This window comes from unidentified bacterial endosymbiont (assembly GCF_918797525.1).
In the GTDB taxonomy this organism is placed as follows: Bacteria; Pseudomonadota; Gammaproteobacteria; order Enterobacterales; family Enterobacteriaceae; genus Enterobacter.
Genome location: NZ_OU963893.1, coordinates 3,246,646 through 3,271,157 on the forward strand (window position 1 = coordinate 3,246,646; position 24,512 = coordinate 3,271,157).

At 51.7% G+C, this 24,512-nt stretch carries 23 protein-coding genes and 5 pseudogenes; 16 read left to right on the plus strand and 12 right to left on the minus strand.

What is annotated here, in order from left to right:
• The first annotated feature begins 79 nt into the window (after window positions 1-79).
• Entirely contained in the window at window positions 80-1,294 is a 1,215-nt protein-coding gene (locus NL510_RS15420; RefSeq protein ID WP_253378001.1) for an MFS transporter, read from the plus strand.
• Window positions 1,284-2,096 carry a Cof-type HAD-IIB family hydrolase gene (locus NL510_RS15425; protein ID WP_253378004.1) on the plus strand — a complete coding sequence of 271 codons (813 nt, stop codon included), beginning with the start codon at window positions 1,284-1,286 and terminating at the stop codon, window positions 2,094-2,096. The genes NL510_RS15420 and NL510_RS15425 overlap by 11 nt, the downstream gene beginning before the upstream one ends.
• A 56-nt stretch (window positions 2,097-2,152) precedes the next feature.
• On the opposite strand, the gene NL510_RS15430 is transcribed toward NL510_RS15425, so the two are convergent.
• Window positions 2,153-3,385, minus strand: coding sequence for an MFS transporter (locus NL510_RS15430; RefSeq protein ID WP_253378005.1), 1,233 nt, complete (start codon window positions 3,383-3,385; stop codon window positions 2,153-2,155).
• Window positions 3,386-3,552: 167 nt separating this feature from the next.
• On the opposite strand from NL510_RS15430, the gene NL510_RS15435 reads away from it, so the two are divergent.
• From NL510_RS15435 to NL510_RS15470, 8 genes and pseudogenes are all read left to right on the plus strand, one after another.
• Window positions 3,553-3,954 (plus strand): hypothetical protein, encoded by a 402-nt coding sequence (locus NL510_RS15435; RefSeq protein ID WP_253378006.1) that lies wholly within the window; start codon window positions 3,553-3,555, stop codon window positions 3,952-3,954.
• A 7-nt stretch (window positions 3,955-3,961) separates the two neighbouring features.
• Window positions 3,962-4,570 carry an undecaprenyl-diphosphate phosphatase gene (gene ybjG / locus NL510_RS15440; RefSeq protein ID WP_253378007.1) on the plus strand — a complete coding sequence of 203 codons (609 nt, stop codon included), beginning with the start codon at window positions 3,962-3,964 and terminating at the stop codon, window positions 4,568-4,570.
• 67 nt (window positions 4,571-4,637) lie between these two features.
• Window positions 4,638-5,396, plus strand: a complete 759-nt coding sequence (deoR, locus tag NL510_RS15445) for a DNA-binding transcriptional repressor DeoR (RefSeq protein ID WP_253378008.1) — start codon at window positions 4,638-4,640, stop codon at window positions 5,394-5,396.
• A gap of 493 nt (window positions 5,397-5,889) precedes the next feature.
• Window positions 5,890-6,081, plus strand: a pseudogene (locus NL510_RS23070) (type III effector phosphothreonine lyase); the annotation flags it as partial.
• A gap of 261 nt (window positions 6,082-6,342) precedes the next feature.
• Window positions 6,343-6,702, plus strand: a complete 360-nt coding sequence (locus NL510_RS15455; protein WP_253378009.1) for an EspG domain-containing protein — start codon at window positions 6,343-6,345, stop codon at window positions 6,700-6,702.
• Between the two features lie 37 nt (window positions 6,703-6,739).
• A protein-coding gene (locus NL510_RS15460) for an IS5 family transposase (RefSeq protein WP_253376809.1) occupies window positions 6,740-7,584 on the plus strand; the annotation gives its coding sequence in 2 pieces (ribosomal slippage) (window positions 6,740-7,085 and window positions 7,085-7,584; 846 coding nt in all).
• An 18-nt stretch (window positions 7,585-7,602) separates the two neighbouring features.
• The gene (locus NL510_RS15465) at window positions 7,603-8,445 is read left to right on the plus strand and encodes an EspG domain-containing protein (protein WP_301308608.1); all 843 of its coding nucleotides are present in this window, start codon (window positions 7,603-7,605) and stop codon (window positions 8,443-8,445) included.
• 230 nt (window positions 8,446-8,675) lie between these two features.
• Window positions 8,676-8,762 (plus strand): annotated as a pseudogene (locus NL510_RS15470) (hypothetical protein); the annotation flags it as partial.
• Window positions 8,763-9,046: 284 nt separating this feature from the next.
• Here NL510_RS15470 and NL510_RS15475 read toward each other — a convergent pair.
• A complete protein-coding gene (locus NL510_RS15475) occupies window positions 9,047-9,787 on the minus strand; it encodes a carbonic anhydrase (RefSeq protein WP_253384951.1) in 741 nt (246 codons plus the stop codon).
• A 188-nt stretch (window positions 9,788-9,975) separates the two neighbouring features.
• Window positions 9,976-11,004: an NEL-type E3 ubiquitin ligase domain-containing protein gene (locus tag NL510_RS15480; RefSeq protein ID WP_301308566.1), complete on the minus strand. Its 1,029-nt coding sequence runs from the start codon at window positions 11,002-11,004 to the stop codon at window positions 9,976-9,978.
• Between the two features lie 555 nt (window positions 11,005-11,559).
• Here NL510_RS15480 and NL510_RS15485 point away from each other — a divergent pair.
• From NL510_RS15485 to NL510_RS15495, 3 genes and pseudogenes are all read left to right on the plus strand, one after another.
• Window positions 11,560-11,703: pseudogene (locus NL510_RS15485) on the plus strand (IS630 family transposase); the annotation flags it as partial.
• Window positions 11,704-11,852: 149 nt separating this feature from the next.
• The gene (locus NL510_RS15490) at window positions 11,853-12,317 is read left to right on the plus strand and encodes a hypothetical protein (RefSeq protein WP_253378010.1); all 465 of its coding nucleotides are present in this window, start codon (window positions 11,853-11,855) and stop codon (window positions 12,315-12,317) included.
• A gap of 54 nt (window positions 12,318-12,371) precedes the next feature.
• The gene (locus NL510_RS15495) at window positions 12,372-12,746 is read left to right on the plus strand and encodes a hypothetical protein (protein WP_253378011.1); all 375 of its coding nucleotides are present in this window, start codon (window positions 12,372-12,374) and stop codon (window positions 12,744-12,746) included.
• Between the two features lie 103 nt (window positions 12,747-12,849).
• On the opposite strand, the pseudogene NL510_RS15500 reads toward NL510_RS15495, so the two are convergent.
• The 4 genes and pseudogenes from NL510_RS15500 to NL510_RS15515 form a co-directional block, all read right to left on the minus strand.
• Window positions 12,850-12,957, minus strand: a pseudogene (locus NL510_RS15500) (IS3 family transposase); the annotation flags it as partial.
• Window positions 12,958-13,125: 168 nt separating this feature from the next.
• Window positions 13,126-14,103 (minus strand): fimbrial protein, encoded by a 978-nt coding sequence (locus NL510_RS15505; protein ID WP_253378012.1) that lies wholly within the window; start codon window positions 14,101-14,103, stop codon window positions 13,126-13,128.
• Window positions 14,104-14,145: 42 nt separating this feature from the next.
• Window positions 14,146-14,436 (minus strand): FimD/PapC C-terminal domain-containing protein, encoded by a 291-nt coding sequence (locus tag NL510_RS15510; RefSeq protein WP_253384953.1) that lies wholly within the window; start codon window positions 14,434-14,436, stop codon window positions 14,146-14,148.
• Window positions 14,437-14,796: pseudogene (locus tag NL510_RS15515) on the minus strand (fimbria/pilus outer membrane usher protein); the annotation flags it as partial.
• Between the two features lie 94 nt (window positions 14,797-14,890).
• Between NL510_RS15515 and NL510_RS15520 the strand changes: the two are divergent.
• Window positions 14,891-15,310 (plus strand): hypothetical protein, encoded by a 420-nt coding sequence (locus NL510_RS15520; protein WP_253378013.1) that lies wholly within the window; start codon window positions 14,891-14,893, stop codon window positions 15,308-15,310.
• A gap of 8 nt (window positions 15,311-15,318) precedes the next feature.
• Window positions 15,319-16,533, plus strand: a complete 1,215-nt coding sequence (locus tag NL510_RS15525) for an IS91 family transposase (protein WP_301308567.1) — start codon at window positions 15,319-15,321, stop codon at window positions 16,531-16,533.
• 136 nt (window positions 16,534-16,669) lie between these two features.
• Here NL510_RS15525 and NL510_RS15530 read toward each other — a convergent pair whose 3' ends face one another.
• The 4 genes from NL510_RS15530 to dacC all read right to left on the minus strand — a co-directional run bounded on the left by NL510_RS15530 (window position 16,670) and on the right by dacC (window position 22,462).
• On the minus strand, window positions 16,670-18,592 hold the full coding sequence (locus tag NL510_RS15530; RefSeq protein WP_253378015.1) for a fimbria/pilus outer membrane usher protein: 1,923 nt from the start codon (window positions 18,590-18,592) through the stop codon (window positions 16,670-16,672).
• Window positions 18,593-18,665: 73 nt separating this feature from the next.
• Complete coding sequence (locus NL510_RS15535) at window positions 18,666-19,340, minus strand: fimbrial biogenesis chaperone (protein WP_253378016.1); 675 nt, start codon at window positions 19,338-19,340, stop codon at window positions 18,666-18,668.
• A gap of 96 nt (window positions 19,341-19,436) precedes the next feature.
• Complete coding sequence (locus NL510_RS15540; RefSeq protein WP_253378017.1) at window positions 19,437-19,952, minus strand: fimbrial protein; 516 nt, start codon at window positions 19,950-19,952, stop codon at window positions 19,437-19,439.
• Between the two features lie 1,304 nt (window positions 19,953-21,256).
• Entirely contained in the window at window positions 21,257-22,462 is a 1,206-nt protein-coding gene (gene dacC, locus NL510_RS15545) for a serine-type D-Ala-D-Ala carboxypeptidase (RefSeq protein ID WP_253378018.1), read from the minus strand.
• A gap of 255 nt (window positions 22,463-22,717) precedes the next feature.
• On the opposite strand from dacC, the gene NL510_RS15550 reads away from it, so the two are divergent.
• Window positions 22,718-23,344: a glutathione S-transferase family protein gene (locus NL510_RS15550; protein ID WP_253378019.1), complete on the plus strand. Its 627-nt coding sequence runs from the start codon at window positions 22,718-22,720 to the stop codon at window positions 23,342-23,344.
• Here NL510_RS15550 and NL510_RS15555 read toward each other — a convergent pair whose 3' ends face one another.
• Window positions 23,345-24,463 (minus strand): PQQ-dependent sugar dehydrogenase, encoded by a 1,119-nt coding sequence (locus NL510_RS15555; protein ID WP_253378020.1) that lies wholly within the window; start codon window positions 24,461-24,463, stop codon window positions 23,345-23,347.
• Between the last annotated feature and the right edge of the window lie 49 nt (window positions 24,464-24,512).

Sequence of the window (24,512 nt, forward strand, 5' to 3'; positions counted from 1 at the left end):
ATTCTCCCCATGATTTATGTACAAATGTACACAAACTTGTTAATGTTGTCGCTATTGTTGGACTTCCGGTGCTGAACCAATGACTCTGACCTCTCCCCATAAAGCCCTTCAACTGCGCAAGTGGGCACTCTTCATGTTCTTCTTTATTCCAGGGCTATTAATGGCGTCCTGGGCGACACGTACGCCGGCTATCCGGGATATTTTGTCCGTTTCCACCGCGGAAATGGGCATTGTGCTGTTTGGGCTGTCGATAGGCTCCATGAGCGGTATTCTGTGCTCTGCCTGGCTGGTGAAGCGGTTTGGTACCCGGGCGGTTATTCGCACCACCATGTGCTGCGCGGTATTCGGGATGATGGTGTTGAGCGTGGCGCTGTGGTTTGCCTCCCCCCTTTTCTTCGCACTGGGTCTTACGGTCTTTGGCGGCAGTTTTGGGGCGGCGGAAGTGGCCATCAACGTTGAGGGCGCAGCGGTTGAGCGTGAAATAAATAAAACCGTCCTGCCAATGATGCATGGTTTCTACAGCCTTGGCACTCTGGCCGGTGCGGGGGTAGGGATGGCGCTGACGGCATTAGGTATTGCCGCCAGTCTGCATATTCTGCTGGCAGCGCTGGTGTGCATCATTCCCATTCTGACGGGTATCCGGGCCATCCCTGGCGGGACGGGCAAGAATATGTCTGACGAACAAAAAACGGCCGAAAAAGGGCTGCCTTTTTACCGCGATAGGCAGTTGATGCTGATTGGCGTGGTGGTGCTGGCGATGGCGTTTGCCGAAGGGTCGGCCAACGACTGGCTACCGCTGCTGATGGTGGACGGACACGGATTTAGTCCGACCTCCGGCTCGCTGATCTACGCCGGTTTTACCCTGGGCATGACCCTTGGGCGCTTTACCGGCGGCTGGTTTATTGACCGCTACAGCCGTGTAGCCGTCGTGCGCGCCAGCGCCCTGCTCGGCGGGTCAGGCATTGCGATGATCATTTTTGTGGACGTAGACTGGATAGCCGGGGTCTCGGTGATCCTCTGGGGTTTAGGCGCATCGCTCGGCTTCCCGCTCACGATTTCCGCCGCCAGCGACACCGGACCGGATGCGCCTACCCGCGTTAGCGTAGTGGCGACTACCGGCTATCTCGCCTTCCTGGTTGGCCCACCGCTGCTCGGGTTCCTGGGTGAGCACTACGGGCTGCGCAGCGCCATGCTGGTGGTGTTAGGGTTAGTGATTATCGCCGCGCTAGTGGCACGCGCCGTGGCAAAGCCGGAAACAGAACAAACGACACTGGAGAAGGGATATGAGCGTTAAACTGATTGCAGTCGACATGGATGGCACCTTCCTGAGCGATGCGAAAACCTATAATCGCCCGCGTTTTCTGGCGCAGTATGCGCGCATGAAGGAACAAGGTATTCGTTTTGTGGTGGCCAGCGGGAACCAGTATTATCAGCTGATCTCTTTTTTCCCGGAAATCGCCCACGAGATTGCGTTTGTCGCAGAAAACGGCGGCTGGGTCGTTAGCGCCGGAGAAGATATTTTTAACGGCGAACTGTCGAAAGAACATTTCGACCACGTCGCCGCCCTGCTAAACGACATCCCTGGTATTGAGATTATCGCCTGCGGTAAAGGCTGTGCCTATACCCTTAAAACCTATGACGACCTCTTCAAGCAAATTGCAGCGAAGTACTATCATCGCCTTGAGATGGTGAACAATTTCGACAACCTGAACGATATTTTCTTTAAGTTCGGACTGAACGTTTCTGACCACGAAATCCCACGCATTCAGGCGTTACTGCATGAAAAACTGGGCGACATCATGGTCCCTGTCACCACCGGCCACGGAAGTATCGACCTGATTATCCCGGGGGTGCATAAAGCCAACGGTTTGCGGATTTTACAAAAGCGTTGGGGGATTGAAGACCGAGAAGTGGTAGCCTTTGGCGATAGCGGGAACGATGTCGAAATGTTGCGCCAGGCTGGGTTCAGCTTTGCGATGGCGAATGCCAGACCGCATATTAAAGCCGTCGCCCGCTTTGAAGCACCGCTGAATAACGAGGAAGGCGTGCTGGACGTGATCGACAAGGTATTGAACGGGGAACCGCCGTTTCATTGACACCCGGCGGTCTGTGTCTGTCTGGTCCTCTCCCGCCGGGAGAGGAGTTAAGCAGTTTACGGCTGCAGGGCACAGCCGACGCGTTTATCCTTAAGGAACACCACCATCAATGCGACCCACAGTACGCCGTTGGTAAGGTTAAACAGGCTGAACAGAGCGTTCCCGCCTAGCGCATAAGCATGCTTGCTCACCTCAATGCCGACGGTGAAAATCAGCATTTGTAACATTCCCATTGCCGCGGATACCGTCCCCTTACTCATATCGCTGGCAAACAGCGTCAAACGTACCAGCCCGGCATTCGCTACACCAATACCAAAGGCATAGATGCTAAGCCCTGCCGTCATCCACAGGTAAGCGTGCGACGAGACTACCGTCGCGACCGCCGCCACAATAAGCCCTGCCGCAATCGGCCAGCCGCCCATGACGATCAGCGAACGCACGCTGCGCCGTGACGTCAGACGCGCCAGCACCAGGTTACCGATAATCAGCGCGCCAAAAATCGGCACCTGTAACAGACCGTACTCATAGCTGCTGAGCTGCTCCCCGCTGATAATAATTACCGGCGACTGGGCAATCCACGCCAGCAACGGCAGGCTAACGAAGCCCGTCGCCAGCGCGCCCGCCACGAAGCGGACGTTTTTTAGCACGTCTTTATAATCCCGCCCCAGCTCTTTCAGCGACAACTTTTCGCCCAGCCGGGTCGCGGTTTCAGGCATCGCCCGATGCAATCCAAAGAAAGAGATGGCTGCCAGCGCGGCAAAGAGCACAAACATCCCTTCCCAGGGCGCAACATGCACCCACGCGGCGCCCACCAGCGGCCCCAACAGCGGAGCGATCAGCGCCACGTTTGCCATCAGCGCGGTAATTTTGATACACACCGCTTCTTCAAATGACTCCTGGATCGCGGCATACCCGACGGCACCGATAAAGCACAGGCTGACCCCCTGCAGGAAACGCAGCAGGGTAAATTGTTCGATGTTTTGAACCAGCAATGTGGCAAGGCAGGTGAAGATAAACCACACCACACCCGTCAACATCACTGGCCGACGCCCGATACGATCCGACAGTGGCCCTAGCAGCCACTGCAAAAACATGCCGCCCGCCAGGTAGGCGGTCATTGAGGTTGGCACCCACTCAATGCCCGCGTTGAACTGTTCTACCACGGTTAGCATACCGGGCTGGATCATATCGTTGCCGATATAGGTAGAGAATTCGTATAGCACCAGACACAGTGGGAAAAGTAACGCCTGACGGCCCAGACGTGTACCGGAGGAAGAACGGTTTGACATGCAATCTCTTTATGGTGAAAAAACGCGAAGAGTGTAATGAATTGCCGCTTGCTGAGATAGCACATTCTCAAGAAAAAACAGAAATAACGCACTTATGGTTGTTGTTTAAGCTTTCCTTAAGTTGACAGATTTATGATAGCCCTATTACACATCACCGACCCCAATATATGTCGTACTCCTTAAGCCCTTCAGAATTGTCTAAGTTACCGACAAATAAGACAAAACGTCTTTACCGTTTGCCGGTACGCTTTTATGGTTATCAGCTTTTCGTGCTGGTCGTCCTTGCGATGATCTTTACCTGGCTATCTCGCGATGAAACGCTCGACAGGTGGATAACCCACTTTTGGTATGACGCCGCTACGCAGCGTTTTCCCCTGCTGGATTTGCTGAACCACTGTCTGGCGAAGCATATCGCCCTCGCGTTGGCTACAGCGGCGTTGCTTTACCGCGCTTACAACGTTATGCGCGGCGCCCATTTTTTCTCTCACAACCTGTGGGCTGGGTGGTGGGATTGGTTTTCCCAGGTGGCGGCCTATGGCCTCGTTTCCACCCGCTTTGCTAAAGAGTAACGACACTATGTTAGAGCAAATCAATTATTCGCTGTTTTATCTGATCAACGCTACGCCATCCTCTCCGACGTGGATGATTCATTTCGCCACCTTTCTGGCTAAAAACTTGATCAGCATTGTGCCTGCGATGGCCGTTATTCTCTGGTTATGGGGGCCGCGTGAACAGGTGACAGCCCAACGCCAGCTGGTGATTAAAATGGCGATGGCGCTCGGCGTAAGCGTATTGACCAGCTATATCCTGGGACACGTCTTCCCGCACGATCGTCCGTTCGTCGATCATGTGGGTTATAATTTCCTGCACCATGCCCCGGATGACTCCTTCCCGAGCGACCATGGCACGGTGATTTTCACCTTCGCGCTGGCATTTCTGTTCTGGCATCGCTTTTGGTCTGGCGCCGTGCTCATGGTGGTGGCGGTCGCCATTGCCTGGTCTCGTGTTTATCTTGGCGTTCACTGGCCACTGGATATGGTCGGGGGATTACTGGTAGGGCTGATCGGCTGCGTGAGCGCGGCGATCCTGTGGAGCCTGTTCGGTGAGGCTCTCTACCGTGGTCTCTCTTCGCTGTATCGCGCCATTTTCGCCCTACCGATCCGCAAAGGCTGGATACGTGACTAACCCCGGCCCGACAGGTTACACTTGAGCCCCCGCCCTACGGGGGCACACATTTATACCCCGAGGTTCTATGGAAACACGACGCGATGACCGCATTGCTCAGTTGCTTCAGGCGCTGAAGCGCAGTGATAAGCTGCATCTTAAAGAAGCCGCGGCCCTGCTTGGCGTTTCTGAGATGACCATTCGTCGTGATCTGAGTAGCGAGAGCGCGCCAGTCGTGCTGCTGGGCGGGTACATTGTGCTGGAGCCGCGTAGCGCCAGCCATTACTTATTAAGCGACCAAAAGACGCGGCTGGTTGAAGAGAAACGCAAAGCCGCGCGGCTGGCGGCATCTCTGGTGCAGCCGCATCAGACCCTGTTTTTTGATTGTGGCACCACTACGCCGTGGATAATCGAAGCCATAGACAGCAGTATGCCTTTTACCGCCGTGTGCTATTCGCTTAACACCTTCCTGGCGCTGCAGGAAAAACCCGAGTGTCGGGTTATCCTCTGCGGTGGGGAGTTTCACGCCAGCAATGCCATTTTCAAACCGTTGGATCTTCAGGACACCCTCAGCAATTTATGTCCGGACATTGCTTTTTACTCTGCGGCGGGAATCAACGTACGCCAGGGGGCGACCTGCTTTAATCTGGAAGAGCTACCGGTGAAGCACTGGGCATTACGTGCCGCGCAGTACCACGTGCTGGTGGTCGATCACAGTAAGTTCGGCAAGGTGCGTCCGGCGAGAGTGGGCGAGCTGTCGCGATTTGACGCCATCGTGAGCGATTGTCGCCCGGAGGATGAGTATCTGGCGTATGCAAAAACCCGGCAGGTGAAGTTGATGTATTAAACGGTGTGGGGGCGTTATGCCAGGGAAGCGCAGCGCGACCCGGCAAACCAACATCGAACCTCCCGTGGAATTTCATTCATACGAAATCCCACAGAGCCATCTTTCAATGAGCTGAGAAGTAAACCCGTTTTTCCATCTGCCGATGGATGATCCCGCGAAGTAGTGTACCTAAACTTTTGCCATTGCTCTTCATTAACTCTCTACCCGCAACGGACCGAAATAGCAGTTTTTTCTGCCTGATAAAAAATAAGGTTTTATGGATAATTAATTGTTTTATTAAAGAAAACTGAGAATTTATGTCTGACAATATGGCAAAATCCATATCGCAAAAGACATTTTCCATGCCCATTGTCAGGTCCAATCTGAAGTTAAACCTCTCTCCTTTGAAAATTGGCGCTGCTAATGATGGGGCGGAGTTAACATCTACAAATAATCACCTGAAAAATAATTTCGATTCCTTGTGTAAGTATCCCACATAATCGTGCCATTCACATTTATAGAGACTCTGGAATCCAGACTATCTGAAAGTGGGATTATTTCAGGACAGTGCCCTGAGTCAGACGTTCGTCCTGAAAACTGGAAATATCTCAGTTATCGTAATGAACTACGGAGTGGGCGTGATGATGGAGAAGTGCAGAGTCAGGCCTTACGTGAGGAACCGTTTTATCGTTTGATGAAAGAGTAAGGTGTCACGGTTTTCGTGCACCGGGCGTACAGCACCTTAACGAATTTTTGGGGGAAATCGGTTATGTTTTTCATCGTGGTTACCTCTCTCAAAGAGTGTAGTCTCCAGGATTACCAAGGCGGTTCACCCTTCTGGCACTGGCGGCCTGTCACCCTTTGCCTTACCACCTGCAAGCAATGAGCGATTTCTAATAGAAATTCAAGGTCAGATGTCCATTAATTACTCATTAAACTCGGTCAACAGCATAGAGGGCGGTAAAAAATGGCTGCAGTACAAAATGTTTGTCAGACAACAACAGGAACACACTGGGCGTCATGCGTTGCGTTGAATGAGCATAAAAAGTGGTCAGATATGACCACGCCAGAGAAATTACTGAAAATAGTTACCATTGGGTTTTATAGTCCACATTTTTCCCTTGCAGAAAAAATGGATGTTAGTAAGCTGATGTCACATTTTGCGCCCAATCCATATTATCAACCCAGTGACAAGGACACATCGCCTTTTGCTCATGCAAACTTAGGTGATACTAATATCGCCTGCTATCATATCTCAGACGGTAAGATTAAAGTGGAATGCCGTAGCGGTGACAATATTACTAGGCTGTGTCCCTTAATCGTTTGAGCTATAGTAACTGTCTGTTTCCACAACATATTGAACTATGGCTCGCTACGACCTTCCTGATGAAGCATGGATTATCATCCAGCCTTTATTGCCTGCTGAACCCGTATCTCCACGGGCCGGACGCCCATGGGCTGAGCATCGTAAAATTATCAACGGTATGTTCTGGGTGTTGTGTTCCGGGGCTCCGTGGCGTGATTTACCTGAACGATATGGACCATGGAAAACGGTTTATAACCGCTTTAACCGGTGGTCAAAATCAGGTGTTATTAACATTATTTTCAACAGGTTGCTTTCGCTACTTGATGCCAGCAATCTTGTTGACTGGTCTGCTACGGCGCTGGATGGCAGCAATATCCGGGCGTTGAAATGTGCTGCCGGGGCTCAAAAAAACATCCCGATATCGCCGGAGATAATGGGCTGGGTCGCTCTCGCGGTGGTTTTGGCACCAAAATCCATCTGGCGACAGACGGAAACGGTCTTCCGTTAAACATAGTGCTGAGTCCCGGACAGGCTCACGAAAGCCAGTTCGCGCAACGTCTTCTCGACGGTATTGGTGTTCAGCGCCAGAACGGCAGCATGAAACGCCGTGGCCATGCGGTACTGGCCGACAAAGCGTACTCCGGGCATGCGTTACGCAACGAACTGAAAAGCAAAGGTATAAAAGCAGTCATTCCCCGAAAATCAAATGAGAAAATGGCATTGGATGGGCGTTCACAGCTCGATCGTAATGCGTACCGCAATCGCAACGTTGTTGAGCGATGTTTTGGTCGCCTGAAAGAATACCGTCGCATAGCGACGCGTTACGACAAAACGGCGAGAAATTATCTGGCGATGGTGAAGCTGGGCTGCATCCGGCTCTTTTATCAACGACTATATAATTAAGGGACACAGCCTAAATCTATTCTTAATAAAGAACAGTCAGCCAATCTGTTACATGCTCTTCCCCCCGGGGCCTATCACACTGGCTTGCGGCCTGTCAGTATCCGAATCCCGCCTCAGTCCCTTCATTCCGTAGGCGCGATTAATGACTATCTTAAAGCGGTACAAAATATTCCAACGGCTATCACAGGCCCTGTGACTGATTCCAGTGATTCAGCTTTCAACTCGGTGTGGTGTGATGTTGTTCGCACATTACCTCTGGAGTGCACTCGTGTTGTACTGGACGGCGTGTATATTCCACCATTAGTCCTCAGTGCATACCTTAAGGCCAGTGGTATTGACGGCCGACAAGACCAGACATTCATGCCGAAAATACCGTCTTTATCTGAAATCACCACGATATATAAACAGTCATCCGAAGACGAGTCGGATATAAGCCGTGAAGTGGCGCTAGCATTATTGGGATTGAACGAAAATAACGCACTCCGTGCAGCTCTGTTTTCATCAACTTATCAATCCTTATGTGCTAACGAGGAAAACTTAAAAGTCATAGCAAATGAAATTTTGCTTACTGGCACCCAAGATGTTATAGGAGAAAAGTTAGTTAATCACCGAGATATTATTATCACCAAAAATAACGATGGCACGGGTCCTGTTAATGACCGTCATTCTTATACCGTTCACTCCAGTCTTTACATATTTGGTGTAGATTGCGAAACTCAGACGCATGTAAAAGGCCTAAAGTGGAGCGCGGATTATTACGTTCCACCCTATATTGAGCCCACTCGAAACAGTATGAGTACGCTAGTAGATCCAAAGCTAAATTTAATCATCGGTTCAAGCGCAACTATCCAGTTTGGTTGATGGAGACAGACACATGAGCAGAACGAGAAATACTCCCATATTTCCGTTAGCATTCAGCCTGGCGCTCTCCGGTTTACGCCTGAAAACAAGAGAAATGAAAGTGGGGCCCTGGGCGTGATACTCAGGCCGCAGCGGATAGCAACTTCCCGCTGGGTTCTTTTACCCGGGTACGCTCGTTCCGCTGCATTGTTATTTGTGCCCTGCAAGGCAAGACCTTTCTGTCGGTGAAAGTCCGACACGTCCTGGATATCATCGCTGACTGCCCGGTAAACCGGGTCGGTGAACTGCTGCCGTGGCGAGTGACTTTGCCAGCCTGACCAACTTCACTTCGTCAATATGGTTCTTGCTGTATGCTTACTTTTGACTTACAACTCTGGCAGAAGAAGCGGCTGTGGGTGCAGTCTGATGATAAATAGCAGTAGCGGCGGGCTCCCATACTGGCGGTGCACTCAACGCAGAGGAGAGTCCACAGGGTACACCATTGCACTCTGCGTGAAGCCTGGTTCAGGCCTCAGGCTGTCGTTGAAGGACGTCACCTGGCGAAGTCTCTTGAGCAGAAAATCTGATCAAGAGACAGGGTTGTTACCACCAGTGTCAATCTTTATACCTCAAAAAAGTCAACCTCTCCTCCAATCAGGCTGTACATACTGCCAACGATTTTGATTTTCTTCTCATCTTCCAGCTGTTTCAAAACCGGGCTGTTTTTGCGGATATTTTCGATAGTCAACTCGACATTTTTCCGGGCTACTGCATCAACAAAATCATAATTGCTCCCCTTACGCTCACCGCTGTACTCTGTTCTTTTAATGGCAGGTTTAATTTCATCCAGCAATCCCGTCAGATTACCCAATTCAGCATTATCAATGGCACCACGAACAGCGCCACAACGGGTATGCCCCATCACCAATACCACTTTTGCACCGGCAACCGCACAGGCAAATTCCATGCTGCCCAGTATGTCGCGATTGCTGATATTTCCTGCAACACGGGAATTGAACGTTTCACCTATTCCTGCATCCAGGATAATTTCTGCTGGTGCTCTTGAGTCAATACAACTCAGAATGACAGCAGCCGGATACTGACCGGCAGTACTGCCACGTTTCTGCTCCAGATAATCATGTTTAGCGGGTCTGTTTTCCCGAAATCGCAGGTTACCCTGCTTAAAATGTTCAATCACAACATCCGGAGTCATACCATCACGCTGTTCTTTAGTGAGTGATGCCGCAAATGAAATGGAGGGCACTGATAAGGCTGCCACTCCCGTGACAGAAAGGGCTGAAACAGCAAGCGTTTTTTTCAGCATTGTGCGACGCGAGGGTTGAGTTGGTTGATCAGTTTTCATGATGTTTTCCAGTTTAGTTTGTTGAATTGAGATAACTTGCTGTGATAGCGCGGTTAAACAAATCACAGCCTCATCCAAATAATAGTAGAGACGCACGGGCTCCATGACGGAAATTGGGGTGCAGGGCTACAAATACGACATATCGATTAGCAGTTAATGTCAGTACGGTAGAATGTCATGCAGGCCAGTCAGTCAGTGACCGCATGATGCAGAGTGCGGGTTTCGCGGACAGAGGAGGGCTCGGCCATATTGAAATATATCGTGGGGCCCAAATAACCCGGGGCGCTGACCATGGCCACCATATCCTGACGTGCCCCTTCTGAAAGGGGATTATTTGCGAGGCCTACACTTGCGCCCGTGGACAGGCGGGCAATGCCTTCCGGCAGTCTGGTCAGCTGGTTATCACTGACCTCCAGCATCCATAGCACTTCCGGCAGCGCTGGCAGGCTGGTCAGATGGTTTTCAAGGCACCACAGCACCTGCAGTCCCGATGGCAGCACCGGCAGGCTGGTCAGCTCGTTTTTATGGCACCACAGCAAATTCAGTCCCGATGGCAACGCTGGCAGGCTAGTCAGCCAGTTATTACTGACGTCCAGCCACTGTAGCCCTTCCGGCAGCGCCGGCAAATAGTTCAATGGAACATAATCAGTATTCAGTTCTGTAAGATTCTGCGGTAAAAGGTCGGGTAAGGTGGTAAGTGCAAGGTATTTCAGCTCAAGCTCTGTCCTGCCATTATACAGGCAGTTACGCATTTTCTGTACCGCAGCAGCGCGGTCGGTGGACTCTCCTGCCGGCGCAGCCTTTACCCACGCGGACCAGACCGCCTCATAAACCTGTGGTGCCGTTGTGGTGGCAGCAAGTTCTGTCCGGACCATTCCTGATGCACCTTCCTCTCCAGGATCCGTGTCAGGAATGAGAGGGTGAGTTTCACAGTCCCACTGACACTTAACGGTATACTTCCCAGCGTCATCAAGGGTGACCGACAGCATCTCCCGGCTGTTTTCGTCCAGAATGCAGAAGTGGTTTTCCCCGTGCCAGCCGGACTGAACGTTTTCCTTAAATCCGCCATATGCGAGCGTTCTGAGTTGTTCAAATCTGCCAGCTACCTCCTCCCGCGTCGTTCCGGCCGGCGGGTGACAAATCTGCTGGATGAGCTTCAGCGCTTCTGGCTTGTTTGTTAAGCAGATAAACGCCTCGATTTTTCCCCATACGCTCAAGTGAGGGGAAGCATCAGGCGGGCAATCTGGTTAATGCGGCTGTCGCTCATTGCTGCAGGTAAACTTACGTTTCCAATCTGAAAGGGCATAATTAAGCTCTCTGTAAACTGACACATTGATACATTATGACCGTCCGGCCGGCGTTGGGTGTTGAGGGTATCATCGTTGTCCAGTTTATTATTTACAACACGGTCATCTACTGATTCTCAATTGTCCCGTCGAGGTAGGCCACAAATGATGCAGGAGAATCACCGGCAGGTAGAGTCTTAGGAGGTGGTGTAAATTCGACAGGACGGCGATAGCCATCGTATTATCCAGTAAGTAATGGTTACAAAGATATTATCTGAAGAGGAGTCAACCGATGGCCGACAGCAGCATGACATTCAGCAACGCCCTGATGCAGTTCGTCGGTGAGGACTTTCTGCGTGAACTACGTGAATTTATGCTCAACCGCATCATGGAAACTTATGTCACTTAGCGTATTAACGCTGAGCCTCATGAGCACAGCGGTGAGCGGGAGACATACCGCAAATTATAAAACGGTGCCCGGGGCATGTAAACCATCGGAGCCGCGAAGCCGTAACGCGAAATCATCAGTGCCGGTATATATGGCACTTACTGAAACAGGTGAATCAGTTTATGAGGGTCGCCTCCCCATTCCCCGGCAATCAACATGGACTGGCTAAAATGGAGCGATAATATGCGAAATTATTTAGTACGATAAGACCTATTCCCTATATGATACCCTGACAAAAATAGAGTATAATATCTCTCATTAGAGAAGTGAAAATTGCAGCGGTTTTTCTTTTCCCAGAATTTCATGCTTAAAAAAAGGACATAAGATTTCAATGAAGAGCATACTTTTCGATGTAACAAGAGAAGATTTACAATCGCCGTTCAACGAAAAGCTACATTATCAGCTAATCACTTCATTACAACAGTATAATATTCAACAGCTACCGACTAACTTCAGTGATTTCTTTGGCGTTAATCCTGCGCTGGCCTCTAATTTCCCCACGTTATCTAACAAACTTAACCCACACAGATTAAATCTAAATTGTTATTATTGTACTATTGCTGCACTAACTAACCAGACCGTACATGATATGGTCGCTGCAACGGAAGTAATGCAACATGATCAGGCAACGTTGGACGAAATAATGTGTCTGTTCCGGGAAGCTGGTGTACCAGTCGCTCTGATGAATTTTTATGATTATACCCTGCCTGCACAACAACTCTGGGAGCATACGTATAACTATATTGATCGAGCATTAGCGGAAGGTGAAGCCGCAGGACTCGCTTACAAACGCTAGCCTGGCGTTGATCGGAATGGTTTTTTTTCTCCGGCCTCAGGACATATGGTGGTTGTGGCTAAAGACGGTAATGGAGTTATTGCTGCGCTCGATTACCAATCCGGTAGTCTGGAAGTTTTGAGCCAAAAACATCCACCGGAAAACGCCTGGCATCAGAGTTACAGTCTTTTTCAACAATACACGATTCAGGCAAGCCAATCCTGGCAGGAGGTATACGACTTTATTAGCAGTCAATATACCAGAAAATTATCATGCCGAGGGGTTCTGATTACTGAGAAAAATAATCAGGAAAAATTTTATCTCTATCACATATCAGAAAAAAATAAAATAATTGCACAGATTGGTAATGAAGTAATAAAGCTGGATAAGTATAAAGCACCTAAAGGAATAGATACAAATTCCACCATTATGATTTGTATAGAAAGATAGCAATCGGAGGGTGGCTGTCGCATTTATGTCAGCTATCGGGAAAAAGCTTCGGGTGTGAGGGCGACCGTATCAGTGTTCTTACCAACGTAATGTGGACACAGCCCTAAGCGAGGGTCTGGTTTTCAAACTGTTCCGGGCTGAGGCCGCCCCAGGCACTGTCACGACGCCAACGATCGTAATCACACTCATTATAATTAAACACCGTCAACAGTGTAATGCTGATCGAGTACAAGTTGGGCGGCTTCGAGGCGAAACTATGAGCTAAAATTACGTCTGTACGTCCGGTCATAATGTCACCTGTTTTTGACTATGAGACGATGATATCAACTCTGTACAGGCGGCCAAATTTAGTGTGCCATTACAGTTCAGCATATTCTCGCTACTGATAGGTTAACGTCATTGTCACCACAGCAGACACCTTGCCGCCATCTACGCGGTCTGCAACCTGGATATACTGGGCACTGTAATTACTGAAACTACCGTTGATATTCCCCGGTACTGAAAGTGGCTGTCCCAGCTGAACAGGAGTGCCCGATGCCGCATTCACAATCTGAAATCCGACGCCGGTTGCTGCACCGCTGTCAGGAATAATAATGTTTCCATTTCTGACGGTGATAGCATCAAAGGTAATAAAATTTTGTGAATTAACGTTACTTGAGACAATCTCCAGCGGAATTGGCGTACGCCCGGCAACAGAACCTACGCCCTGAAATACACTTGATGAGACTGGGGGCAGGTCGACAGTTGTGTTTTCATTACGCAATAGCACAGGAATATATCTGGCAGTGCCTTTGAGTATGAATCTGTAATATAAATACTGGCCATCAGCGCTTTCCACTTGAAAAAAAGGCACATTAAATGGCCCTGAGAAAAACGGCTGAGAGCTCACATATTCTGAATTATTATAATGAATAAGAATAGAAGTATCCACTCCAAAATTTACTACCTGATTAATAGTTGTGGGGGTATCTCTTGGTGGACGAACAGTAAGGTTCACGGCGGACGGTGTATTATAGGCTACGACTCCAATATTTGAACTTAACCCCACATCGCCATTTGTTGGGTATATCTGTACGTTGCGCACAATATCCAGAGAGGTTGATTTAAGTGGCCTGAACAATATACTACATGGAGATGTACTGGAAGATGATATGTTTATACGCGGCCACTCTGCTTCTGCTCTAACCCATCTCACTCCTACACTCTCAGGAGTGACAATGATGTCTCCCAGGTCGAAAATGCGCTCATGTGTTGGCACTGAAATACAGTTGGCTACAGCCTCCCTGATACCCGTCAGCAAAAGGGCACCCGTCAGAAGAGAGGCGTAAAACAGGCCGTGCATCAGTCTGGTTATCATCTTTAGTTTCCTTATAAGCTAATCTGGTGCTGGGCTATTGCCTCATCGACAGTCAATCTGTGCCGTTCTGAAGCGCTCCCCTTTCTGGGCAGGGCGCAGTTTTACCTCTCCCGTACACTGCTGCTCCGGGCTTTTGCCCCACTGCACGTGCAGCTGGCTCCGTTCCGGGACACCGCTCAGATAGATGTCACCGTTATCCCCCACAAAACTGTGGCTGACATTCTTTTCCTGGACCCAGAGTGAGGCGCTGGCCCCGAACGGCACAGGCTTACCCCGGTAGCTGACCGTCGCCAGAACCCTCGCCCCCACGTTCGCCTGGTAGTCCGCCACCACCAGTGCGCCACGGGTCGGGATGACCGTCTGGACCGGCTCCTCAAGTTCGACCTCATCCGGCAGGGATTCCGTACGGAGCGCCACGTTGTTTCTTCGGTAGGCCGACACGTACGGCACCACGGTATACCCACGCCAGTCCGTACGCACCCCGCGCTGGTTCTTCACATCGATGCCGGCCCCGTCCGGGACGCGTACCAGTACCATGGTATCCCCGAGAGGCTGAGACAACGTCACGCCCCAGGGGTGCACCACGATGCCGCCATTCAGGCCTGCATTCAGCTGCTGGCTGTCGGTGTTGTAGCTGTAACCCGCGCTGGCCCGGCCATAGGTACCACTGTAAGAACGTAGCGCCCTTACAGGGCGAGCGTCATCGCTTCGCGATTCCGATGGTTTGCATGTCCTGAGTCCGGCTTTATACTCTGCGGCATGTTAATTTTCTCAGGAAGTCATTGGTATGGCCCGCAGCAAAGCCCCCCGAAAGCGTAAACCCACGCCCTCGTCCCGACTCTCACGCCCTGATTATCCGAAGCGTTTCCTCGTCTCCCTGCCCCCGGAAAGCGACCATGATGACCCCGACGAGTTTTTTTACGACACACCGCAGGATGCCATTCGTCACTGTGTCCACCTGGGGCCGCAGTTTTTCCTCGATACACACTTCGACCCGCCTCTCGTCTGTATCATCCGCGGCTTTGAGCCGCCTGACTCACCCGACGGCGATGTCGTCATTGAGTCCATGCCAGCCGATGTGTTTATTCTCGCCACAGAATCCGGCATGCTACCGGTGACCTTCGCACCGTGGGATAAACACACCGACAACTGGGCCGATGACTGTGACGACTGGCACTATCATACCGGTGCCACTGCAGAGCGATAATCCGCCGCATGTATATCCCGCGCCCCGCAAAGCTGCTGTTCACCACTGATGACGGCTGGAACAGGTATATGGATAAACACGGTGACACCCTCAGCCCGTGGACCGTTCTCTGTGTCGAGCGCATGCTCGCCTGCGGCACTGCTGCCATGGGGGTGAAGCGATACTGCTGCGCCTCCCCGGACTGTACACATTCCCGCTTCTTCTGCCAGACCTGTAAATCAAAAGGCTGCAGCTCGTGTGGACATAAAGCCACGGAACAGTGGATTACAGAGCAACAGCATATTCTGCCCGACTGTGACTGGCAGCACATCACCTTCACCATGCCCCACCTGCTGTGGCCCTTCTTCAACAGCAACTGGCCCCTTCTCAATGCACTGTTCCGGGCAGCCACCCGGGCCATACTCCGGTGGACCCGCAAACAGGGCGTGGAGGTCGGTATCTTCTGCGCCCTGCATACGTACGGCAGACAACTTAACCAGCATCCGCACATCCACCTCTCCGTTACCCGCGGCGGGCTTGATATTAAACACGGCGTATGGCGCGACCTCTTCTTTAAGAAGCATGCCGTGGAGGAAATCTGGCGCGGAGCCGTCATCCGGCTGCTGCGCCACAGTTATGACCTGATTAATCCCGGCAGCCTGCCGGGGCTGGGCCATATCCGCGATAAAACTCAGTGGCAGCGGTATCTGCAGGCGCAGTACGGACGCCGATGGAAGGTTCACTTTGCGAAGAAAACAAAAGGCGCATGGCGAAGCGTCAAATACCTCGGGCGCTACCTGAAGCGCCCGCCGGTATCGGCGGCGAAGCTCAGGCACTACAGCGCCGGCGCGGTGGTGCACCACTATTACGACCATCGTACGCAGCAGTACCGGCAGCAGACGCTGACCCAGGAGGAGATGATCGGACGCTATATCAGTCATATCCCGGAGAAGCATTTTAAGATGGTGCGTTACTACGGCTTCCTGTCTAACCGTAAACGGGGCACCTTGCTGCCGAAGGTGTATGCAGCCCTGGGGATGGAAGCGCGGAAAAAACCGGAACAGCCCGGCTTCGCCGCGCTGATGAAAGAATTTCTGCGCACGGATCCGTACAAATGCCTTCTGTGCGGGACCCGGCTGCGCTTTGTCAGCGCTCAGGCCGGGAGGCACGCCACGGAGTTAGTGGCAGAAAGGCAGCATAAAATCGACCGGAAACGATGGCTTCAGGAACAGACTGCGGGATAAGTGCATCTGAAAAACGGCTTTCAGGTTAAAAACGCGCCGAAAGAGCCATTTTATGGCCATAACATTCCCGATGGCACATCATTACTGCATTGCAGACACTGCTGTTCATGGTCAGGAAATTTTTTAAAACGATGATTCATTTTCCTAACCATGAACTGCTTACCCCGCCGCTGTTTCCTTCGCCCCTGCTGGCATACCCCTCACGCGCGCTCCAGCTCAGACGGTTGTCGAGCATCGTTCCGCTCAGCCCGACGTCATTGCGTATCCGGCTGCGGTTATCCGCGCTCATGCTGTAGCTGACCCGTGAGCCGGCCAGCCATCGTTCAAGCGGGACGGAAACGCTGAAAAAAATCTGGCGGTTGTTATCGCTAATCGGGGAACGGGTATCGCTGAGACTCAGGGTGTAACTGGCACCCTGCAGGGTGATGCCATATCCCAGCTGCAGGGTACGCTCTGTTCCGCTGTCGTTATAGTAATCCTGCTGGTACGCGGAGAGACTGAGGGAGCCATACTGCTCCAGGTTCTGGGTTACCTGAGCCTGAAGTCTGCTGCGTTTGTTATGCGTCCGTCGCCAGAACTCCAGTGTGTCATCATCCCCGGCAGTGCGGGGCAGCGCCTCATTTGCTTCATTAAACGAGTAGAATCCCGTGCCGGAATAGCGGTATCCGCCGAGTACCAGAGAAGTGCCGCTTTGCATAACATCCTTGGCGTACTGCAGGCGGTAAGACTCCCCCGTTCGGGTCAGCGTGGAGTCAAACTGCGTTCTGGCATGGGTGACGTCGAATGACACCGAGCCGAGGTTACCCAGCCCCTGACCGATGCCCAGTAATCCGGAGGTATAGTCAGCGGAGAAAATACTTCCGCCATACATTGTGGTGCTGTTACTCAGGCCATACTGGAGCGTACCCTGGGCAAAATCAGGCTCACGGATATTATCTCCCCAGGAACGGTAGCGCCCGGCAGTAAAGGCATAGCGCCAGTTTCCGTCACGCTGCATGCCGGGAACCGCAGAAAAGGGCTGGATGAAAGTATTTTCACTGCCGTCTTCTTCCCGGATCGTCACGTCCAGATTGCCGCTGTTGGCGGTGGGATACAGATCCCGGATTTCAAAATTTCCGGGCGCCACCGCGGTCTGGTAAATAACCTGGCCGTTCTGTCTGACTGTCACCTGCGCATTACTGCGGGCAATCCCCCTCACGACCGGGGCAAACCCCCTGAGGCTGTCCGGCAGCATCGAATCATCCGAGGCGATCTGGATCCCCTGAAACTGTACGCTGTCGAACAAATCGCCGGGGGTAGAGGACTGTCCAAGCGTGAGCCGGCCGGTCAGGGAGGGGATATCCCGCTGCAGAAAGGTATTAAGGCTGTTCCATCCGTCGCCATCACTGCGCCGGACACGCCGGCCGGACTCTTCACTGTTTTCAGTGTACTGACTGACGTTGCGGGTATAGGTTGCGTTATTTCGCAGACGCCAGGCGCCCAGATTCAGGCCGCTGTCCAGACGTAAAAACAGATGATTGCTGGTCGTGTCCTCCTGCCAGATATTATTGCTGTTAATGCCATAGTTGAGCAGAAATGCGGGCACCCCGTTATCCCATAACGCCGGGTCGATGGCGTCCCTGGCCCGAAAATCAAGGGCTGCCTGCGGAACACTGAGGTCGAGGCGGAGCTGGTTGATGTCCAGCCGTGCGCTGGCTCCGGAAATATAAAGGCCGGGGTCGCTCACCACGGCATTCTCTTTCAGCACCGCAGGAAACGCGTTTTCTTTCACCCCCAGGGTGCGCCAGTACCCGACAGTCAGGACAGGCGCGAGCCGGTCATTATCGGTAACAAACTCAACGTCCCGGGTACCCTGAAACGCATTATTAACATAGATATCAACGCGATAACGCCCGGGGGACTGGGCGCCGCGTTCAAACATACTGAGATCCTCAATGGTCGGGCTGCCCGGGCCCAGCCGAAGCGCTGCCGGGTTGAAGTGCATCTCGCCCTTTCCCTCAGATGAGATAAGCCCCGCGCCAACCAGAATGAGAAGGCTGATGTTGTTGTTTCTTATCATCCGGTGTCCCTGAGAAAAAATGACCCTTCATTATCAAAAGCCATCTGAAAAGTGGCGGGAAAACAGCATCCGCCTACTGGCGGGCTACCGGACTGCCCGCGCCGAAGTCGTTAACGGATTGCCATTCGATAACGCCACTGCCGGATGCGCTGACCCGGTGTTCCCCGAACGGGGGAACCATGCCTGGATTATCAACGCTGACGCCCCCGACTTTAAGACTGAAAAAGGAGACGTAGTAAGGCGTGGGGTTGTTGATAATAAGGGTCTGGCCCTGACGCCGGAACTGCAGTGACTTGTAGGCTTCAGCCGCCCCCTGACTGTTTAATGCCCGTGGCCGGTAGATCAGTTTAAGGCGGTGGCGGACGACGACCTGGAGATGATTCTGCTCCTGATTTTTTGGCGTGGCGGCAATCCCTTTAATACTGAGCCAGTAAAGGGATTCCCGGTCGGCAGGTAAAGACGCGCCGGTAATGGCGATCCGCAGAATGCTTTCCTTTTCACGATCCAGTCTGAACAGGGGAGGGGTGATAACAAAAGGGACTCTGGCCGTATTACCGTCATTCTCATTATCCAGCCATGACTGGACAAGATAGTCGGTTGCCTTATCCGCGTTTCGAATGGATAACGACACCTCCCTGTTCGCCTCAGGGAAAATAACCCGTGTCCCTCCGGGGATAATGCTGGCCGACGCAGTATGCATGCCGGCAATAAGTAAAAACAGGCAGGTTAAGAGATGACCACCGCGCATTACGCCTCCGTCAGGATCACATCAGCGATGGCAGCGCGTGCCGCCATCGCTATACAGGATGCAGGTATTACTCTGAATGACAAACACTACATGGAATTACTGATACTGCACGGTAAATCGTAGCACACCATTTGCCTGACCCGGGGTAATAGTCGCGGCGGTCTTTTGGTAACGGGCATTAAAGTCAAGCGTGGCGTTTTGCCCTGTCACCGTGGCCGGATTTGACGCCACGCCCAGCGGAACCCGGGAATCATTACGGGCGTCGAAGACGGCAATGGCCACGCCGGCTGCGCCACCATCGACCTGCAGAAGAGAAGAGTCGCTGGAATCACGGTTACCGTCAAACACAACGCGGGCATTGGTTAATGCTGACGGGCAATTTTCCATACTGATGCGGAATGAAGCAGAGCTGGCCGTGGAGCCCACCGCCCCAAATGAACTTTCAGCAACGGTTCCCAGAGAAATGGTCTGCGTCTGGTCGGTTGTGGTGACTTCACATCCGGCGGCAATGATTTCCCCGTTAATGGTAATGGTTCCGTCAGCGGCATTAGCGGCTGTGAACGCAAAGGAGGAAAACAGGGCGACGGTTAAAAGTGATTTTTTTAAAAACATAATCAGGTAACTCCTGTGAATGATTAGAGCGCCCACTTTTTTATTCCTGAACACAGCGGGGGTAGCTCATCTGGTTTATCCAGGAATTATCCTAAGTGAAATAACGCGAAAAATAAAAGCCGCCCGATTTCAGTGAAAATACATTTCCCGACAATCAGGTAACAAAAAGAAACATCTGCAATTACCCCAGAATCAGCCTGATGCTGCAGAATTTAGCGGCTATTTTTTATCGGGTTACCTCATTCTCCCGTGTGACGGTAAAATAAAAAGTCCTTATTGCGCCGCGTATACCCTTAGTTTCCCAGGGGGGATGAACAACAAATAAAATACAAAAGAAAGCAGCTAATTAAAGGACGGTTAACATGTATGTTAATGTAACGACCCTGCTACCAGACTTTCAGCCATCATCAATACATTTAATTACATAATCTTTAAAAAAAGAACCACATTAAAATATCGGAGAATAAATACCCACCCATATTCAATGAGTTACATTAAGCATGGCGCCATATCAATACAAGAAAGACCGGACTTCCTGATGTTTCATAACATTTAATCATCCTTCAGACACAGCGTATTTTTATCCATAACACTGGAAACACATCCGGATTTAACGAAACCATCCGGCAGGATGTATCTTTAATCAATAGCAACATCCACTAAGCTTTATTCCAGTATGGTTTTAAGATTTCCCGGCCATTACAGAGCAGCAACAGGAGGTTAATTACTCAATAACGTCAGGGTTTAAATAAAGCAATGCTTTTAATTACATTGAATAACAGTCAGTTCTGCCGGATGGTGCTGATTTACTGGCATTGTGTACTGCATAACTATAACCTAAAATGCCGTTAATCATTCAGGCATCCTCATGTTCGTTTTAACCGACAATACAGGTTATATTGACTCATTTCTTTCATAAAGCGACTATTGAAAAACGCATATGCAGACATCGCTGAGATATAGTCTGAATCACCTTGATTCGGGCAGTCAGACATTACATGCACCGCTGCTTCATGCAGGCCCTGCAACAAAAATTGTTGCGATGGTAATATTTTCTTCCATTTTCGCCAGTAACGCTGACCATGAGCATTCTGAAGGCCGGCATCTTTCCAGGATAACCATTCATCCTCAACCCCTGGGGCTTTTCGTGCTTATCTTAAAGTAGAGTGTAATTTTACTACCGCGCTTATTTGCAGGTATTTTTCGCGGATGCTTGATGGTCGGTCAGGATAATAAGGCAATGGAAGGGTATATGATGTGCAGATATTTAAACCGGGTGGGTGCCCACCCGGTTTAAAAAGCCTTTAGCTAAACCAACGTCCAAACCACCCGTGGAATTTCATTAATACGAAATCCCACATCCGGCTAAAGAAGCCGCCCTCTTCGACCGCCTCCATTACAATCAGCGGACGCTGTTCAATGGATTTACCGTTCAACTGGAAATCAATGGTCCCCACCACCTGGCCTTTTTTCAGCGGCGCGGTTAACTGCGGCTCGGTCAGGGTAAAGCTGGCTTTCAGGTTTTTCAGTTGACCGCGCGGAATGGTCACTGACCCAGCCTCACCCGCCCCCAGATTCACTTCGTTCTTATCGCCAAACCAGACGCGCTGAGTGATGAAGGTGGCGTCTGGCTTTATTGGCGTCACGGTTTCAAAGAAGCGGAAGCCCCAGGTCAGCAGTTTTTCCGATTCATTAAAGCGGATACGGTCAGTTTTGGTGCCGAGCACAACGGAAATCAGGCGCATATCGCCCTGCGTAGCAGAGGCGACCAGGTTATAACCCGCCCCCGCCGTGGTGCCAGTCTTCATTCCGTCAACATTGACGTTGCTGCTCCACAGCAGGCGGTTACGGTTCGGCTGGCGGATATTATTGAAGGTAAACTCTTTCTCTTTGTGAATGGCATACTCATCCGGCACGTCGTGGATTAACGCCTTTCCGAGCAACGCCATATCACGCGCGGTGCTGAACTGCCCTGGCGCATCGAGTCCGTGAACGGTTTTGAAGGTGGTGTTGGTCAAACCGAGCTTCTGCGCGTAGCCGTTCATCAGGCCGATAAAGGAGTCCTGGCTGCCCGCCACATAATCTGCCAGAGCGATACAGGCGTCATTACCCGACTGGATAATCACCCCTTTGTTTAAATCGGAAACTGAAACCTGATCGCCCGGTTTCAGGAACATTACGGAAGACCCGCGCAGCGCCGGGTTACCGGTCGCCCAGGCATCTTTGCCAATGGTGACCATATCCTCAAGCTTAATCTTGCCCGATTTTAACGCCTGGCCGACTACATAGCTGGTCATTATTTTTGTCAGGCTGGCCGGATCAAGCTGTTCATCCGCATTGCCTTCGGCCAGCACTTTACCGCTGGAATAATCCATCAGGATCCAGGCGCGCGCGTCCACTGGCGGCGCTTCAGGCGTTGTCGGTCCAGCTGCATATAGCGTTGGTGCAAACAGGAAAAGGAGCGCAGAGCCTGCCGCCAGGCTGCGCAGAGAAGTCGTTTTTCGCGTCATAAATGCCACCCGAGTGTCCATTCAAATAATCACGTCACATCACCGTGTCGCAAGAAGCGATGAGTAATAGCGCACTAAAACTGTTAATGAAACCTATACCAGGTAAAGTTTTTAAAGTTTATGCAATAACAGCCGGATACGCTTTGATTCAGGAGATTTTTTTGTCTTTTGTTGCGTAATTGTTAGGTTTATCTCACCATGGGGATCGCAGTCTCTGATTCACATCTCAGGTTGTTTACTATTTCGGGAGTTAACATGATTACGCTGTGGGGCAGGAATAATTCGACCAACGTTAAGAAAGTGCTGTGGACGCTGGAAGAGCTGGATTTACCGTATAAACAGGTGATGGCAGGGCTGTCGTTTGGAGTGAACAAAAACGCGGATTTTCTGGCCATGAACCCGAACGGTCTGGTGCCATTGCTGCGCGATGAAGAGACTAACGCGACGTTGTGGGAGTCCAACACTATTGTGCGTTACCTTGCCGCACAGTACGGCCAGAGCCGCCTGTGGGTTGAAAGCCCGGTACAGCGTGCGCAGGGTGAAAAATGGATGGACTGGGCAAATCAGACGCTCTCGCCGACCCATCGCGTGATCATGATGGGACTTATCAGAACCCCAGAAGCCGAGCGCGACTATGCCGCCATTCACGCTGCCGAAGAGGCGTGTGAACACCTGTTTGCGATGATGGACGACGAACTGGCGAAGCAGAAGTGGTTTTCCGCTGACGCGTTCGGCGTGGGTGATATCGCTGTCGCGCCCTTCGTCTGGAACCTCACCAACATGGGGCTGACATGGACGCCGCGCCCTCACATTGAGCGCTGGCTCCTGCAGTTAAGCGAACGCCCGGCCTACCAAAACGTTGTGATGATCCCGGTGACCTGATTAGGTGCCGGACGGGCTGACTTTTAATAGTTGCCCGTCCGTCTCGTCGGTCAGGACGTATAAATACCCATCCGGCCCTACGCGCACATCGCGAATACGCTGATCTTTATTGCCCAGGATCCGCCCGTCTTCGGTCACCTTGTCGCCATCCACGCTCAGCACAATCACGTCCTTTTCCTTCAGCGCGCCGACAAACAGTTTATTTTTCCACTGCGGGAAGACGTTGCTGTCGTAGAACGCCATGCCACTTACGGCGGGTGACACTTTCCAGACGAACACCGGTTTTTCGGTTCCCTCAACATGCTCGCCCTGGGCCTCGGGGATTTTCAGCCCGCTGTAGTTAATGCCGTGCGTCGCCAGCGGCCAGCCATAGTTTTTCCCTTTCTGCGGAATATTGATTTCATCTCCCCCACGCGGGCCATGTTCGTTGAGCCATAGCGCGTCGCTCCACGGGTTCATCGCCATCCCCTGCGGGTTACGGATACCGTAAGACCAGATCTCAGGCCGGGCACCGGAGGTGTTGACAAACGGATTATCCGGCGGCACTTTCCCGTCTTGCGTCAGACGCACCACCTTACCCTGCAATTTATCCAGATCCTGCGCCGTCGGACGCTGATTATTCTCGCCGAGGGCAATAAACAGATGGCCTTTTCCATCAAATACCAGACGCCCGCCAAAATGGTTTCCGGTTGAGAGTTTCGGCATCTGGCGGAACACCACCTGAAAGGCTTCCAGACGCGCGAAGTCGTCGCTCAGGCGACCATACCCTACCGCTGTTCCCGCTTTTCCATCATCACCCACTTCGGCATAGCTCAGCCAGACGCGGCGTGATTGAGCGAAATCCGGGGCCAGCACCACATCCAGCAACCCTCCCTGCCCCTGCGCCCAGACGCGTGGAACGCCCACAATGGGATCGGAAAGCCCTTTACCCGCCTGCCAGTGTACAAGCTGTCCGCCCCGCTGGGTGATAAGCAGGCCTCTATCGTCCGGCAAAAATGCCAGCGACCAGGGATGATCGAGCCGGTTTTGCAACACCTCGACCTTGACCGGACCGGGCGCGGCGAGAAGGGAAACGGGAAATAATAACGCAGGCAGGAAAATCAACGAGGATCGATGCATAACGCGCTCCTATATCAGCATATGGCATAAAGATTAGCCACAATGCCCG